The 14,658-nt window shown below is 43.1% G+C and carries 12 protein-coding genes and 1 other annotated feature; of the genes, 7 read left to right on the top strand and 5 right to left on the bottom strand.

From position 1 onward, the window contains the following. The first annotated feature begins 54 nt into the window (after positions 1-54). From FLK61_RS14285 to FLK61_RS14265, 5 genes are all read left to right on the top strand, one after another. Entirely contained in the window at positions 55-1,149 is a 1,095-nt protein-coding gene (locus FLK61_RS14285; protein WP_176010065.1) for a bifunctional 3-deoxy-7-phosphoheptulonate synthase/chorismate mutase, read from the top strand. Positions 1,150-1,469: 320 nt separating this feature from the next. Further along, complete coding sequence (ccpA, locus tag FLK61_RS14280; protein WP_176010064.1) at positions 1,470-2,483, top strand: catabolite control protein A; 1,014 nt, start codon at positions 1,470-1,472, stop codon at positions 2,481-2,483. Between the two features lie 53 nt (positions 2,484-2,536). After that, positions 2,537-3,346: a flagellar motor protein MotP gene (gene motP / locus FLK61_RS14275; RefSeq protein WP_176010063.1), complete on the top strand. Its 810-nt coding sequence runs from the start codon at positions 2,537-2,539 to the stop codon at positions 3,344-3,346. Continuing rightward, positions 3,339-4,112 carry a flagellar motor protein MotS gene (gene motS, locus FLK61_RS14270; protein ID WP_176010062.1) on the top strand — a complete coding sequence of 258 codons (774 nt, stop codon included), beginning with the start codon at positions 3,339-3,341 and terminating at the stop codon, positions 4,110-4,112. Before motP ends, motS begins: the two co-directional genes overlap by 8 nt. A 62-nt stretch (positions 4,113-4,174) precedes the next feature. Next, positions 4,175-4,867 carry a 5'-methylthioadenosine/adenosylhomocysteine nucleosidase gene (locus tag FLK61_RS14265; protein WP_176010061.1) on the top strand — a complete coding sequence of 231 codons (693 nt, stop codon included), beginning with the start codon at positions 4,175-4,177 and terminating at the stop codon, positions 4,865-4,867. A 521-nt stretch (positions 4,868-5,388) separates the two neighbouring features. Here FLK61_RS14265 and FLK61_RS14260 read toward each other — a convergent pair. The 4 genes from FLK61_RS14260 to FLK61_RS14245 all read right to left on the bottom strand — a co-directional run bounded on the left by FLK61_RS14260 (position 5,389) and on the right by FLK61_RS14245 (position 11,522). Further along, positions 5,389-6,552, bottom strand: coding sequence for an acetoin utilization protein AcuC (locus tag FLK61_RS14260; RefSeq protein WP_176010060.1), 1,164 nt, complete (start codon positions 6,550-6,552; stop codon positions 5,389-5,391). Next, positions 6,549-7,154 carry a CBS and ACT domain-containing protein gene (locus FLK61_RS14255; RefSeq protein ID WP_176010059.1) on the bottom strand — a complete coding sequence of 202 codons (606 nt, stop codon included), beginning with the start codon at positions 7,152-7,154 and terminating at the stop codon, positions 6,549-6,551. The genes FLK61_RS14260 and FLK61_RS14255 overlap by 4 nt, the downstream gene beginning before the upstream one ends. An 18-nt stretch (positions 7,155-7,172) precedes the next feature. Then, positions 7,173-7,808, bottom strand: a complete 636-nt coding sequence (locus FLK61_RS14250; RefSeq protein WP_176010058.1) for a GNAT family N-acetyltransferase — start codon at positions 7,806-7,808, stop codon at positions 7,173-7,175. 594 nt (positions 7,809-8,402) lie between these two features. Continuing rightward, on the bottom strand, positions 8,403-11,522 hold the full coding sequence (locus tag FLK61_RS14245; RefSeq protein ID WP_217706292.1) for a transglycosylase domain-containing protein: 3,120 nt from the start codon (positions 11,520-11,522) through the stop codon (positions 8,403-8,405). Positions 11,523-11,683: 161 nt separating this feature from the next. Then, positions 11,684-11,887 (top strand) — a binding site (T-box leader). 56 nt (positions 11,888-11,943) lie between these two features. Between FLK61_RS14245 and tyrS the strand changes: the two genes are divergently transcribed. Both tyrS and FLK61_RS14235 read left to right on the top strand, forming a co-directional pair. Continuing rightward, positions 11,944-13,224 (top strand): tyrosine--tRNA ligase, encoded by a 1,281-nt coding sequence (gene tyrS, locus FLK61_RS14240; RefSeq protein WP_176010057.1) that lies wholly within the window; start codon positions 11,944-11,946, stop codon positions 13,222-13,224. A 178-nt stretch (positions 13,225-13,402) separates the two neighbouring features. Continuing rightward, entirely contained in the window at positions 13,403-13,696 is a 294-nt protein-coding gene (locus FLK61_RS14235; protein WP_176010056.1) for a hypothetical protein, read from the top strand. A gap of 48 nt (positions 13,697-13,744) precedes the next feature. Here the strand turns inward: FLK61_RS14235 and rpsD are convergent, their stop codons facing one another. Next, entirely contained in the window at positions 13,745-14,347 is a 603-nt protein-coding gene (gene rpsD / locus FLK61_RS14230) for a 30S ribosomal protein S4 (RefSeq protein ID WP_176010055.1), read from the bottom strand. Positions 14,348-14,658: the final 311 nt, after the last annotated feature.

Below are 14,658 nucleotides of genomic sequence, written 5' to 3'. Positions count from 1 at the left end.
CATTAAATTCGAAGTCAACGATGACTTGTCAGCAAATGAGAGGAGTTTTTATTTATGGCTAATGAACAATTAGAGCAGTTGAGAAAGCAGTTAGATGGGGTAAATGATCAGCTAGTTGAGCTTATCGCTCAAAGAGGAAAGATTGCACAGGAGATTGGTAAAGTAAAAGCATCCCAAGGACTAAATCGTTTTGACCCAGTAAGAGAACGTAAAATGTTAGATGAGATTGCGGAGAAGAACGAGGGACCATTCGAAACTTCGACGCTTCAGCATATATTTAAAGAAATTTTTAAAGCAAGCTTAGAGTTACAAGAGGATGATCATAGTAAAGCGCTATTAGTGTCTCGTAAAAATCATCCACAGAATACAATTGTTGATATCAAAGGCGAACAAATTGGAGATGGTCAGCAACGACTGATCGTTGGTCCATGTTCCGTTGAAAGCTTTGAGCAAGTAGATGAAGTAGCGGCAGCTGTCAAAAAGCAAGGGCTAAAGCTTCTTCGCGGTGGTGCCTTCAAGCCACGTACTTCTCCTTACGACTTCCAAGGTCTTGGAGTAGAAGGACTAAAGATATTAAAAGAAGTAGCAGACAAGCATGACCTAGCTGTAATCAGTGAGATTGTAACACCTCATGATATTGAGACAGCTGTCGATTACCTAGATGTGATTCAAATTGGCGCACGTAACATGCAAAACTTTGAGCTATTAAAAGCTGCGGGTAGCGTAAACAAGCCAATTCTATTAAAGCGTGGCTTATCGGCTACGATTGCAGAATTCATTAATGCTGCTGAGTACATTCACTCACGTGGTAACGGACAAATTATTCTCTGTGAGCGAGGTATCCGAACGTACGAGACAGCGACTCGTAATACATTAGATATTTCTGCTGTGCCTATCTTAAAGCAAGAAACGCATCTACCTGTATTTGTAGACGTGACGCACTCTACAGGACGTCGTGATCTTCTTCTACCAACGGCTAAAGCAGCACTTGCTATTGGAGCAGATGGTGTGATGACAGAGGTTCACCCAGATCCAGCGGTTGCTCTATCTGACTCTGCACAGCAAATGGATATTCCGCAGTTCGAGGAGTTCCTAGCCAAGCTTGAAGAGTCTGGTTTATATAAGCCTGGTAAAGTCACAATCAAGTAATGAGGCTTGACACTTCTATCGATTAAGCAGTAAAGTTAGAAAAGTGTCTCATTAGAATAAGAGGGGTGGCACAACGGTCAATAAGACGTTTGGTCACCCTTTTTTGTTTGGGAAAATGGTTTATATTTATTTAGTTATGACGATACTTATTCACAATAGACAGAAAAAATATTGAGTTTTTCTGTCAAAATACTTTAGGTGCGGACGATACTTGTCGATATAATGTATAGTTTGCGCACCTCTATAAAGTGTCGTATCATAACAGTACATTATGAAAAAATGAAAACCAAAATATGTATACTGTTAGAGGAGGAGCAAGCATGAATGTCACTATTTATGATGTAGCGCGAGAAGCTGGAGTATCAATGGCAACTGTATCTCGAGTTGTAAACGGTAATCCAAATGTAAAGCCAACGACGAGAAAGCGAGTTTTAGAGGCAATTGAGCGTTTAGGGTATCGCCCTAATGCTGTTGCACGTGGACTTGCGAGTAAGAAGACAACGACTGTTGGTGTCATTATTCCGGATATTTCTAGCATTTTCTTTTCCGAATTGGCTCGTGGGATTGAAGATATCGCGACAATGTATAAGTACAACATCATCTTAAGTAACTCCGACCAAAATAAAGAAAAAGAAATTCACTTAATCAACACGCTTCTAGAGAAGCAGGTGGATGGTATTGTCTTTATGGGCGGAGAGATCACAAAAGAACATGAAGAAGCATTTAAAAAATCTCCAGTGCCGGTTGTATTATCCGCCACTCTAGATGAGAAGAAGGAATTCCCATCTGTCAATATTGATTACAAGCATGCAGCGAAGGATGCAGTGGATGCGCTCATTCGTCAGGGACATAAGCGGATTGCGATGCTATCCGGTACGCTAGAAGATCCGATTAATGGCTACGAGAAGTTTTCAGGCTATAAAGCTGCACTCCAAGAGGCATCTCTTGAAGTGGATGATAACTTAGTCGTAATTGGTGACTATACGTATGACTCTGGTCTGGAAGCAATGGAATCTTTATTAAAGCTTGAGGAAAAACCAACGGCAATTTTCGCATCGACGGATGAAATGGCTTTAGGCCTTATCCACGGCGCACAAGACGCTGGTTACTCGATCCCTCAAGATTTTGACATTATCGGGTTTGATAACACGCGTTTAGCGACAATGGTCCGTCCAACGTTAACTACTGTCGTTCAACCTATGTACGATATTGGTGCTGTATCCATGAGACTTTTAACGAAGTACATGAATAAAGAAGAAGTGACAGATCCCGCAGTTGTCCTTCCTCACCGTATTGAATATCGTCATTCCACTTCTTTCTCAGACTCAGAGTAATAGGTAATACTCCCAAAGCTTAGTTGGAGAACTACTGTGGTGGGGAGAGAGCGATGAAAAAAACAGACATTTTAACACCGATAGGAATCTTTTTGGGATTAACAGCAATATTTTTCGCTATTTTTTCTAGTTCAGCAGGAGAAGGTGGAATTGGAGACTTTATTCAAATTGCTTCCATTCTGATCGTTTTTGGGGGATTATTTGCCGCACTAATGATTAACTTTTCTTTAGATGAGCTGAAGCTATTGCCGAAGGTCCTATTAGAAGCCTTTCGCATGCGAAATCATAACTTACAGTCGCTCATTGATACGTTCGTCGATTTATCAACTAAGGCTCGTCGTGAAGGGCTATTAGCTCTAGAAGCGGGTCTTGAGGACGTAGAAGATCCTTTCATTGAAAAGGGAGTATTACTTGCGGTTGATGGAATTGAACCGGATATAATTAAAGACATTATGATGGCTGAAGTAGTAGCAATGGAGGAGCGTCACCGTAAAGGTCGCCTCATCCTTGAAAAGTCCGGCGATTATGCTCCTGCTTGGGGAATGATTGGTACGTTAGTAGGTCTTGTACTCATGCTACAAAACTTAAATGATCCATCGACTCTTGGTCCGAACATGGCCGTTGCGTTACTTACAACCCTATACGGATCACTTTTAGCTAACCTTGTATTTATTCCAATGGCGAATAAACTGCAAATAAGCACAGAAGAGGAAGTTTTCGTCAAGCAAATCATTATTGAAGGTGTTATTGGCGTTCAATCTGGGCAAAACCCTAAGATTCTTCAAGAGAAACTAAGTGCCTTTTTACCATCTAACTCAAAAGCAAAAGAGGAGGGCACAGAGGAGTCGGTAGAAAATGAATAGGCGCAGACAGCAATCAGAAGACAAAGGCGCTCCAAAATGGATGGTTACCTTTGCGGATATGATAACGCTCATTCTTGTGTTTTTCATTTTACTTTTCTCTATGTCTGTCGTCGATGCAACGAAATTCCGTGCGATAGCAGATTCTTTCCAAGATCGAGCCGTATTTGATTTCTTTCCTTCCGTTGTCCCGTTCGAAAATCCGGCTGAGGATCGAGAAGTAAGAGATAATCCGTTTGGAGAAGAGACTGATCCATTCCAAGAGTTTATGGAGATGGATGAGGCAGAGATGAATCAGCAGCTTGATGAGGTGCTTGAAGAGGTACAGGAATTCTTAGAAGAAAATGAATTAACCGAAGAAATTACTGCTTCAAGAGATGATAGAGGAGTCGTACTCGTTCTTCAAGAGCAAACGTTATTTGAATCAGCGAGCGCCGTATTAATTGAAGAAGCAGAGCCTTTTTTAGAAAAAGTAGGCACATTATTAAGCTCAATGCCTAACTTAGTGAAGGTGGAAGGTCACACGGACTCACGCCCAATCAATACGGCACAATTCCCTTCGAACTGGGAGCTGTCTGGAGCGAGAGCAAGTAGCGTTATACGTTACGTTGTCGATGACTTTGCTTTAGATCCGCGTCGCTTTATTGCGGTCGGCTATGGAGATACAAGACCAGTGGTCCCAAATACAACAGAAGACAACCTGCAACAAAATCGTCGTGTTGTGATAGTAATCTCGGATCCATCTTACGAAGAGGGCGATTTATTTTAATACATGGAGGCTGTCCGAATCTTGGGCAGCCTTTACTTTGTTTCTAAAAGGGAGGAAGTATTATGATCGGAATAATTGGGGCAATGGATGAAGAAATAGCTCATTTTAAAGGGAAGCTTGCTAACCAATCGGAAGAAACGATTGCAGGACTTACCTTTTTACAAGGGGAATGGCAGGGACGCAATGTCGTTATTACGAAATGTGGAGTAGGGAAAGTGAATGCCTCTATTGCCACACAAAAACTCATCGATCGTTATCATGTGAGTGAGATTTTATTTACTGGAGTAGCAGGTGCATGTAACCCGTCACTTAATATTGGCGATATGGTAATTTCGTCAGTCTGTCAACAGCACGATATTGATGCATCGCCGCTTGGTTTCCCAAAAGGTACTATACCAATGTTTGATGGGCCATCCATTTTTGAAGCAGATACGAAGCTTGTTGAGCGAGTTTCATCCATTGCATCTGGAGTGACTGATACGAACGTAATTGTGGGCAAAGTCGTAAGTGGTGATCAATTTATCGCTAGCCGAGAAACGGTGGAGGAGCTTCACAACGATTTCGGCGCTGACTGTGTAGAAATGGAAGGCGCTGCAGTTGCCCAAGTAGCATTTGTACACAACGTGCCCTTTGTCATCTTGCGATCTATTTCGGATAAGGCAAACGGTGACGCTCCAGCTGATTTTACGTCTTGGGTGACGGAATCCGCGAAGCGGGCAGCATTAATTGTGGATCATTATTTGCAAGCTGAATAGTTTGAATCGAGCAGGGGCTTAGGTGGCTTCTGCTTTTTTGGTTTGGGGGAAGGGCGCGTTATATAGGTAGAAGGAGAAATCGCGCAAGTTGAAGGGCGAACTGCGTAAGCTGAGGCGTTGATCGCGCGAAAGTAGGGGTCAACCGCGCGAAAATCAGCGCGGACTGCGCAAGCTGAAAAAAACCGCGCAAGTTGGAGGAGGAACTGCGTAAGTTGAAGCGCTGATCGCGCGAAAGTAGGGGTCAACCGCGTGAAAATCAGCGCGGACTGCGCAAGGCGAAAAAAACCGCGCAAGTTGAAGGGGGAATAGCGTAAGCTGAGGCGCTGATCGCGCGAAAGTAGGGGTCAACCGCGTGAAAATCAGCGCGGACTGCGCAAGGCGAAAAAAACCGCGCAAGTTGAAGGGGGAATAGCGTAAGCTGAAACCGCCGACCTTTCAAAAGCAAAAAAGGCAAACGAGTGAACCTAAGCTCACTCGCTCCCCCTAAATAAAAACGTGGCGCCCATTCCCAAGCCAACGCCTCACTCTACGTGCGATTCAGAAATCAACTTTAACGCCTGCTCGACTATTTTATTATTTTTCTCTTCTATTTCTTTCTTCCGAGGAACGGCAGGGTAAAGTCCAGGTGGATCGTCCCAACTTGTCGGGAGGGTAACTGGAGCATCCTTTTGCCATTGTTGTACCCATTCTTGTGGGATTGGCTGTTGTCTAATGTTCTGTTGATTTGTCATCTCAAGCCAGATTGTAGCCCATGCGCGTGGCACCACTCGCCAAATATCATAACCGCCACCGCCAACTGCAATCCATCTGCCCTCACAATACTCATGAGCAAGCTTATGCGCTAGCTTTGGGATCTCATGAAAGTAGTGAAGCGTGCCACATAAGTGAGTAAGTGGATCAAAATAATGAGAGTCAGCGCCGTTTTGCGTTAAAATAACATCTGGTTTAAACGCCTCAATGACTTTACGCAACACCTTCTCATATGCCTCTAGCATACTACTATCTTCTGAAAATGCTTCGAAGGGAACATTAAAGGATGTTCCATACCCTTTATTATGACCTCGCTCTGTCACACCGCCTGTTCCAGGGAATAAAAAACGACCGCTTTCGTGGAAGGACAATGTACAAACATCAGGATCTTCGTAAAAAGCCCACTGAACGCCGTCACCATGATGGGCATCTGTATCGACATATAGCACACGCGCATTGTATTTTTTCTTCATATATTCGATCGCAATGGAGCTATCGTTATACACACAAAAACCAGATGCCTTGCCTCTGAAGCCATGGTGTAGACCACCTCCTAAGTTAAGCGCATGTTGATAGCCATGCTCAAAGATTAAGTCACACGCTTGAAGCGTACCCCCTACGAGCCAAGACGCTGCATCATGCATCATAGGGAAAGTAGGAGTATCCTCAGTACCCAATCCATACTTTGTTTTAAATGCTGACTTTAACTGGCCTTCTTGTGCGCTCATGACGGCTGAGACAAAGTCCTCATCGTGAACGAGTAAAAGCTCCTCAAGTGTGGCTTTGCGTGCGGGAATGATTTGATCCTCTCTAAGCGCTCCGCTCTTTATTAATAAGTCCGTTGTAATCGATAAGCGCTGCTGGTTAAACGGATGATTATCATGGAATTTATACATTAGTTGTTCGGGAGAAAAGATGAATGCGCTGTGTGTCATAGATGATCAGCTCCTAACGTAGGTGGCCATAAAACGGTATACTGCTCCGTATTAAAGGTCTCAACAAGTTTATGAACGTGCATAGATTGGAGACGGATTACGACTCTTGTTCGTCCATATTTTTGACCTGGAATAGCAAAAATACTTTGAATATTAAATCCAAGATCTCGTGTAATTGCCGTTATTGAGGCAAGCTGACCAGGCTCATTCTCAACCTCTAATTCAATTCGAGAGCTAGGTTTATTTGCTCCAGTCAACGTAATAATGGTGTGTAAAAGGTCTGTGTCTGTCACAATCCCAACTAACTCCCCATTTTCTAAAACGGGAAGGCAGTGAATGTGATTATCTAGCATCCATGCTGCAGCGTCCTCAACAAAATCAGTCGGATGAGTGGTAATGACCGATGCAGACATCACGTCGCCGACAGTGCCTTCCATATGTACGATGTCGAGCTTCGAGAGAATCCCTATAAGAGAGTTTGTTTGATCAAGCACGGGTAAATGACGGATGCTTTGCTGTTCCATAGTGGCGAGAGCCTCGCGTACATCCGTATCCTTTGTAACGGTGTGCAGTACCTTTGTCATCATCTCTTTAATTTGCATAGTAATAAACCTCCTTCCTTAAATCATATAGCGACTCTTAAAACGGACTCGGTCAAATTCGTGGACAGAGTCAGGAGATACGCGAGCGCCGATTCTCGCCATTAAACAGTTAGCGGGATGCGAGCAAATCTCAGGGTCGTCCGTTGCAAACCATTCTAAACCGCCAGACTTCATGACCTTCTCCATGACACTGCGGTAATCCCAAATGGAGAGCCCGGTGCCACGAAGGTCCCAATGCCAATAATATTCGGTAGTAATAATAATATAGTCCTCAACGGCATCATCCATCATCGTTACTTTTAAGATGTGTTTTGCTAACTGATAACCTCTATAGCTTGAGGCAACCTCGATTGCGCCTAATTCAATTAAATTATCCTTTTTATACTCGCTCCAACGTTCCATTTCATCCGGATATAAGTAAACGGCATAGCCAATGATTTTGTCACCGTCACGAGCAACGATAAGTCTATTTTCAGGTAATTCAACAACATCAAGCAAAGCTTCATACTGTTTTTGAGGAGTTCTAAATGCTGTTAATTCCTCATCAAAGCTATACGTTTCCATGCTTTCACGTGATATGGGACCTTCTACAATAAACTCCTTGCCATCCTTTGCACGAATAGTAACAGAGTGAAATGTCTTATTATGCTTCATGAAATCCCCCCACCTTCTTCTAAGCGAACTACCATAACTATACCATATATTTTCCTCTTAAAGATGTTAAGGTGGGACGATTATTTGTGGTAGATAGAGCGTTAAGGGGGAGGGAGGCTTTTCTGCTAATTGGAAGGGAAAACGGGTTATTGAAGTGACTTTATAAATGATTGAAAGGGATGAGCGGATCATTAACAGGCTGCTTCTAGAGCATAAGTAAATCTTTGCAATGCTGGTTTGGTTTTTCTAAACGGTGCTTGTGTTGTGTGGAGTACGAAGTCCATAAAGGAGAAATAAGGCACATAATATGTTAATAGGGAACATAACTACGAAATGCGGAACATAACCTCATTCCAAAAGAGGACAAAGTCCATAACTTGCAAATAAGGCACATTAAAACTGGATGAGGAACATAACTTTCAAAGAAGGCACATAAAATTCAAATAGGGAACATAACCTCATGCCAAAAGAGAGCAAAGTCCATAACTTGCAAATAAAGCACATAAAATCCAAATTAGGAACATATCAAGGCCTGTGTTGAACATAAAAAAGGCTGGGACAGCATAATTGCTTTTGTCCCAGCCTTACTTTTCATTAATTGTTAGATGAGTTGTTCACATTAGAAACGTTGGAATTAGCATCTCCGCCGTCGGAGTTCCCGCCGCCGTTGCCACCACCAGGATTCCCGGAATTGCCACCACCAGGATTGCTGTTCCCGACGCCGTTACCGCCTCCAGGATTGCCAGAGTTGCCACCACCGGAATTACCTCCGCCAGGATTGCCATTTCCGCTGTTGCCACCAGTGTTAGCACCGCCGTCGGAGTCCCCGTCGCCAGGGTTGCTATCACCGCCATTATTACCTCCTCCGTTTGAGGAGCCGTCGCCAGACTCTGGTGCATCGTTATTATTGGTTGAGTCATCATTGTCTGATGAGCCAGAACCTCCAGAACCTCCGGATCCACCGCTACCAGAGTCCGGAGAAGAGAAGGACCCTACCATGACCGTATTACTTCTGCTTGATTCACGACCAGCAGAATCAACAGCTGTTACGTAGTATGATCCAGAGCCGCCAGAGTAACGTAAATCTTCGCCAGAGCGAATGCTGTCTACAACAGAATAGCTTCCGCCAGAGCTTTGTGAACGATACACGCGATATCCGACAATATCATTGTCAGGGTGCGCGCCCCAGACTACGTTGCCACTACCCGTGTTAACGGAAGCAAGTGCTCCTGGAGTACGTCCGTTATTTGGCGCCTCTCTATCAGGAATGATATTGTCCCATCCGTCAGGGATAATGTCTGACATGTCACCGCCTGCAAAGTCAAAGTACTCTTCGTCAACAGAGACCCCTGAACGAGTAAACTCACTTGGAGTCAACTCTAATGCACGATACGATTCCCCGTTAATCGTGACATATTGAACTCTTTCTAAGCTGTCATCTACTTGAGTAGGGACAAATTCAGCGTTAAATAAGTCAGTCGTTACAAGACCTGCCTCGCGACATAGGTCAGATGGTAATAAACCAGAAATACCACAGATTGTTTGACTGACAATACCTTCAGGCTGTGTGAAGGATTCTTCAGGATCCATAAATTCTGGATCAATCTCATGAGCAGCATTAGCTAAGGAAGCCCAGAGCTGTTGAATTCGAGCGCCGTAGCTTTGACCATTGAATTCATTAGATAAACGAACGCTCTCGTCACCATAACCTACCCAAATACCCATTGTGAAGTTAGGGTTTGTTCCTACAAACCAATAGTCAATTAATGAGTTAGATGTACCAGTCTTACCAGCTAAGTCAGTTGAGAAGTTTAACATACTTGGCAGTCTTGATGCTGTACCAGATCCAGCCAATACATCTCTCATCATATCGAGCATTAAATAACTAGTTTGTGGAGAAATAACTTCTGTTTGAGCGTTCTCGTGTTCGAATAATACTTCTCCACTAGAATTTTCTATTTTAGAAATCATATACGTTTCTCGTCGATTTCCTCCGTTAGCAAACGTGGAGAAAGCTGCTGTATTAACTTCCACACTTGTGCCAACTGTACCTAATGGAGTTGACTCGTTCAAGTAGCCTGATAAATAAGGACCAAATCCGAATCTCACCATTTTTTGATAAGTAGCTTCTTCACCTATAGAAGGATAAAACGTCCTTACTGCAGGAGTGTTGAAAGAGCGTTGTAACGCTTCACGAAGAGTTACAATGCCGGCATAACGGTTGTTGAAATTGTAAACTGGATTACCATTCGTTTCATAGTCATAAGGGAAATCCGGTGTTATAGATCCAGGTTGCAATCTCCCCTGATCCATTAAAATAGAATACGTGATCGGCTTCATAGTCGAACCTGTATTTCTTCTCGTACCTGAGCCGAGCATTGGCTTGTAAAATGCGTGGTTTTGTTGCTCGTAAGAATAATCGCGTCCACCAATAAAGCTAATAATGGCACCAGTGCGGTTATCCATCAGCATCGATCCAACCTGCTCAAGGTCGAATACAGGAACTTCTTCGCCGTCCTCGTTTGTCACAGATCCAGCGCTTCTATCATCGAATGTAAAAGCTTCTACGGCTGCTTCTTGAGCCTCATAAATGTCTCGATCAATCGTTGTATGGATGCGATATCCATCTCTCGAAATCGATCTAGATGCTTCTTCCCAATAGCGTTGGAAGTACAGCTGTCTTGATTCCGTATCTTCAATCTCATCGAGGTTGACATCGTCACGTTCCATAAAGATATCAACTAAAATTTCCATCGCACGAAGACGAGCTTCATCTACGACATAAGGGTAGTCTTGAATACTGCTTGATTCAGGCTCCGTTAAGTTTGCCCGAATATCGTAACGTAAAGCATTTTCGTATTCGGATTCTGTAATATACCCACGTGAAAGCATACGACTTAATACGGTCTCCATTCGATTTAAACCGGAGTCTAAATCCTCTTTTACATCTCCATTACCATCGAATGGTGTGTAGGCAAAAGGACTTTGGGGTAGACCTGCAATAAATGCTGCTTGTGGAATGTTTAACTCACTCACATCCACACCGAAAATACCTTGTGCCGCTGCTTGCACGCCAGCTATTTGACGACCAGAGGCGTTTCTACCGAAAGGAACGATGTTTAGATATGCCTCTAAAATCTGATCCTTTTCGAGGTGTTGTTCAATTCGCATGGCAAGCAAAATCTCCACGGCCTTACGGTCATGGGTAACTTCGTTCGTTAAAATCTGGTTTTTGATTAATTGTTGGGTGAGTGTACTACCACCCGTTTGCGTGCTAGCATTAGAGAAGTCTTGGTATACCGCACGGAATAAAGCTTTTGGTACAATGCCATCGTGCTCGTAAAAATATTCATCCTCTGTTGCAATAACACCATGAATCAAATGCTCAGAGATTTCATCTAAGCTAACTTCCCGACGTTCAATCGGATTCGGTAAGTCGCCTAAATAATCATCACCTGCAAAATATAATTCTGTCGATTCTTCGTAGTCATAAATTTCTCGCTCAATATCTTCAAATGAGCGAATTGGCTCATCTTCAACGAGCGAGGCAAAATACCCGCCTGCTGCGCCACCAACAAAGGCAAGCATAATGACACCAAGTGTGAAGAATAATAAGAATAAGTTCCAAAAAACAGCAGACGTTACGCGAACGCTCTTCGTAACGAGCTTCGCTTCACGACGTTGAAAGAAAGAAAATCGAGATGGGTTGCTCATAGTTTAACCTCCTAAAAGTCCTCCATATTATAGCACAATTACCCTCCTTACATATAGGTGTCTAGTAGTAATTATCATAAGGTTCGACAAGAATGTGACCAATTCCACACACACGATATTGACATCGAGCCGATACTTGTGTATAAATGACTATGGATATATGATGTGCAATGAAAAGGAAGCAGTAGCTGTGGTCCTCCTACTCAAGAGAGCTGGTGGTGCTGAGAACCAGTGTAGTGGCCAACGTGAATTACGTCCTTTGAGCATTTCTATGGAAACATAGAACGTCAGTAGCGCGATAAGCTATATCGAGTGAAGAGCAATGTCTCTTAACTAGGGTGGTACCGCGATAATTCGTCCCTTGTCTATCTATAGGCAAGGGGCTTTTTTGTGCAATAAACTATTTTAATGAGGTGAAGAAATGACATTATTAGAAGATCTACAGTTTAGAGGGTTAGTAAATCAGAGTACAGACGAAAAAGGATTGGCAGAATTACTTGAATCAGAATCAGTGAAGTTGTACTGTGGATTCGATCCATCTGGAGATAGCCTCCACATCGGTCACCTATTAACGATCATTATGCTACGTCGTTTTCAGCTAGCTGGTCATAAGCCAGTAGCATTAGTAGGTGGGGCGACAGGGCTCATCGGTGATCCGAGTGGAAAAAAAGCGGAGCGCACCCTAAACGAGCGCGAAGTCGTGCAACACTTCAGTGATAAGATCCGCGGTCAATTAGAGCGTCATCTCGATTTTACTGGCGAAAATAAAGCAACGCTTGTTAATAACTATGACTGGATTGGGCAACTGTCTGTCATCGACTTTTTACGCGATGTAGGAAAGCATTTTGGTGTTAACTACATGCTTGCGAAGGATTCTGTCGAGTCACGTATTAAAGACGGTATTTCCTTTACCGAGTTCAGCTACCAAATTCTACAATCGTTCGATTTTTATCACCTTAATAAGGAAGCGGGCGTCAAGTTACAAATCGGCGGTAGTGACCAGTGGGGCAATATCACAGCAGGACTTGAACTAATTCGTCGCATGAACGGACAAGAAGAAGGAGAAAAACCAAAAGCATTTGGCTTCACGATTCCACTAGTAACCAAGTCAGACGGAACGAAGTTTGGTAAGACCGAAGGAAATGCTATTTGGCTTGACGAAGAAAAAACATCTCCGTATGAGTTTTATCAATTCCTATTAAATACAGAGGATAGTGACGTTGTTAAATTCCTAAAGTACTTTACTTTCTTAAATGAGAAAGAAATTAGTGAGCTTGAGGTAGAAGTGGCAGAGCGAGCGCATGAACGAGCAGCTCAAAAGCGTTTAGCAGAAGAGCTTACAACGTTCGTACATGGAGCAGAGGCGCTTCAATCCGCTCAAAATATCTCCGCTGCATTGTTCGGTAAAGGTGATTTAAAGGAGCTTACTGGGAAAGAAATTAAAGAAGGATTTAAGGAGGTGCCTTCTTATGATGTTCATGAGGAAGAGATTCTATTAGTGGACCTACTAGTGGCGGCGGGGATATCGCCTTCGAAGCGTCAAGCTAGAGAGGATATCACGAACGGAGCTGTATACGTGAATGGAGATCGTCATCAGGATCTAGAAAAAATGGTCGCTGCTGAGGATAAGTTAGATGGTCAATTCACGATTGTTCGACGTGGTAAAAAGAAGTTCTTCTTAATTAATTGGGCACAAGCATAAGCGAATTATGTTCATGTAAAAAGGCATTCTCCATAGAAATTGGAGGTGCCTTTTTTCATGTACACATACAGGTTAACTGTCACTACCAATCGAATGAAGCAAATTCCTATTTTAAGGGAACTTTTCATGAGATAATTCGTATATGTTACTAAGTAAAAAGGAAAGGAGACGTATACATATGAACTATGCATTAAAAGTAATAGGAATGATCGCTGTTTTATACGGGATATCATTTGGCATTTCCTATTTCTTCGATTTTCTATTGGCAAACGTCGTTTTCATTGCAAGTATAGTTGGTGGCTTCATCGCATGGGGTGGAGGAGCATCATCACTCGGGGAAGCGGCTACATCTCAAGCTTCGAATGGAGCGTACGTTGGCAAGAAGCAGGGGAATAATAACGTACCATTTATCACACCCTTCTTTGTAGGGGCTATTCTTACTCTACTATCATCCTTTTTCTTATACTTCTAGACACAAAAAAACGCTAGCCATTTGGCTAGCGTTTTTAGTAACAAGCTATTAACGAGAGTACCACTCAACGATTAACTGCTCATTGATTTCAGCTGGAAGCTCAGAACGCTCTGGGTAACGTACGAACGTACCTTCACGCTTGTCTTCGTTGAACTCAAGGAATCCAGGAACGAAGTCGTTTACTTCTAGAGCATCTTTAACAGCGTCTAGGTTTAGAGACTTCTCACGAAGTGCAATTGTTTGACCAGGCTTCACGCGGAAAGATGGGATGTCTACGCGAGATCCTTCTACAGTTACGTGACCGTGGTTAACTAGCTGGCGTGCTGCACGACGAGTGCGAGCAAGACCTAAGCGGTAAACGAGGTTATCTAGACGAGACTCAAGAAGAATCATGAAGTTCTCACCGTGGATACCGTCTGCTTTACCAGCGATTTCGAATAATTTGTGGAACTGACGCTCATTCATTCCGTACATGTGACGAAGCTTTTGCTTCTCCTGTAGCTGAAGACCGTATTCCGTTACTTTTTTACGTGAGTTAGGACCGTGTTGACCAGGTCCGTAAGGGCGCTTTTGTAGCTCTTTCCCAGTGCCGCTTAGAGAAATTCCAAGACGACGAGAGAGCTTCCAAGATGGGCCAGTATATCGAGCCATAATTGACTCCTCCTTATAATGATAGATTAGTGAAATAAAACCGTAGTAATCTCGTTCAAGTAGCCATTTCATTTTAGGTACCTTCGCCTCGACAGCTAGAGGTTACGCAATACCCCTCGTAATGAATCCGGGAATGAAATGTACTTCATGACGTTTACAATGGCTGTCTTATTTGCACAACTTCCAGTGTATAGATATTGATGAAATAAGTCAAGTCTAAAAAACAAATTAAAGGAAAGACTACTAATTTCAAAATAGTAGACGTATCTAAACGAAGTTCGGGGTATAATAACCTATAAGAGTTTATAAGA

The sequence above is a fragment of the Paenalkalicoccus suaedae genome (assembly GCF_006965545.2).
Classification (GTDB): domain Bacteria; phylum Bacillota; class Bacilli; order Bacillales; family Salisediminibacteriaceae; genus Paenalkalicoccus; species Paenalkalicoccus suaedae.
This window is presented reverse-complemented; position numbering and strand designations above follow the sequence as displayed.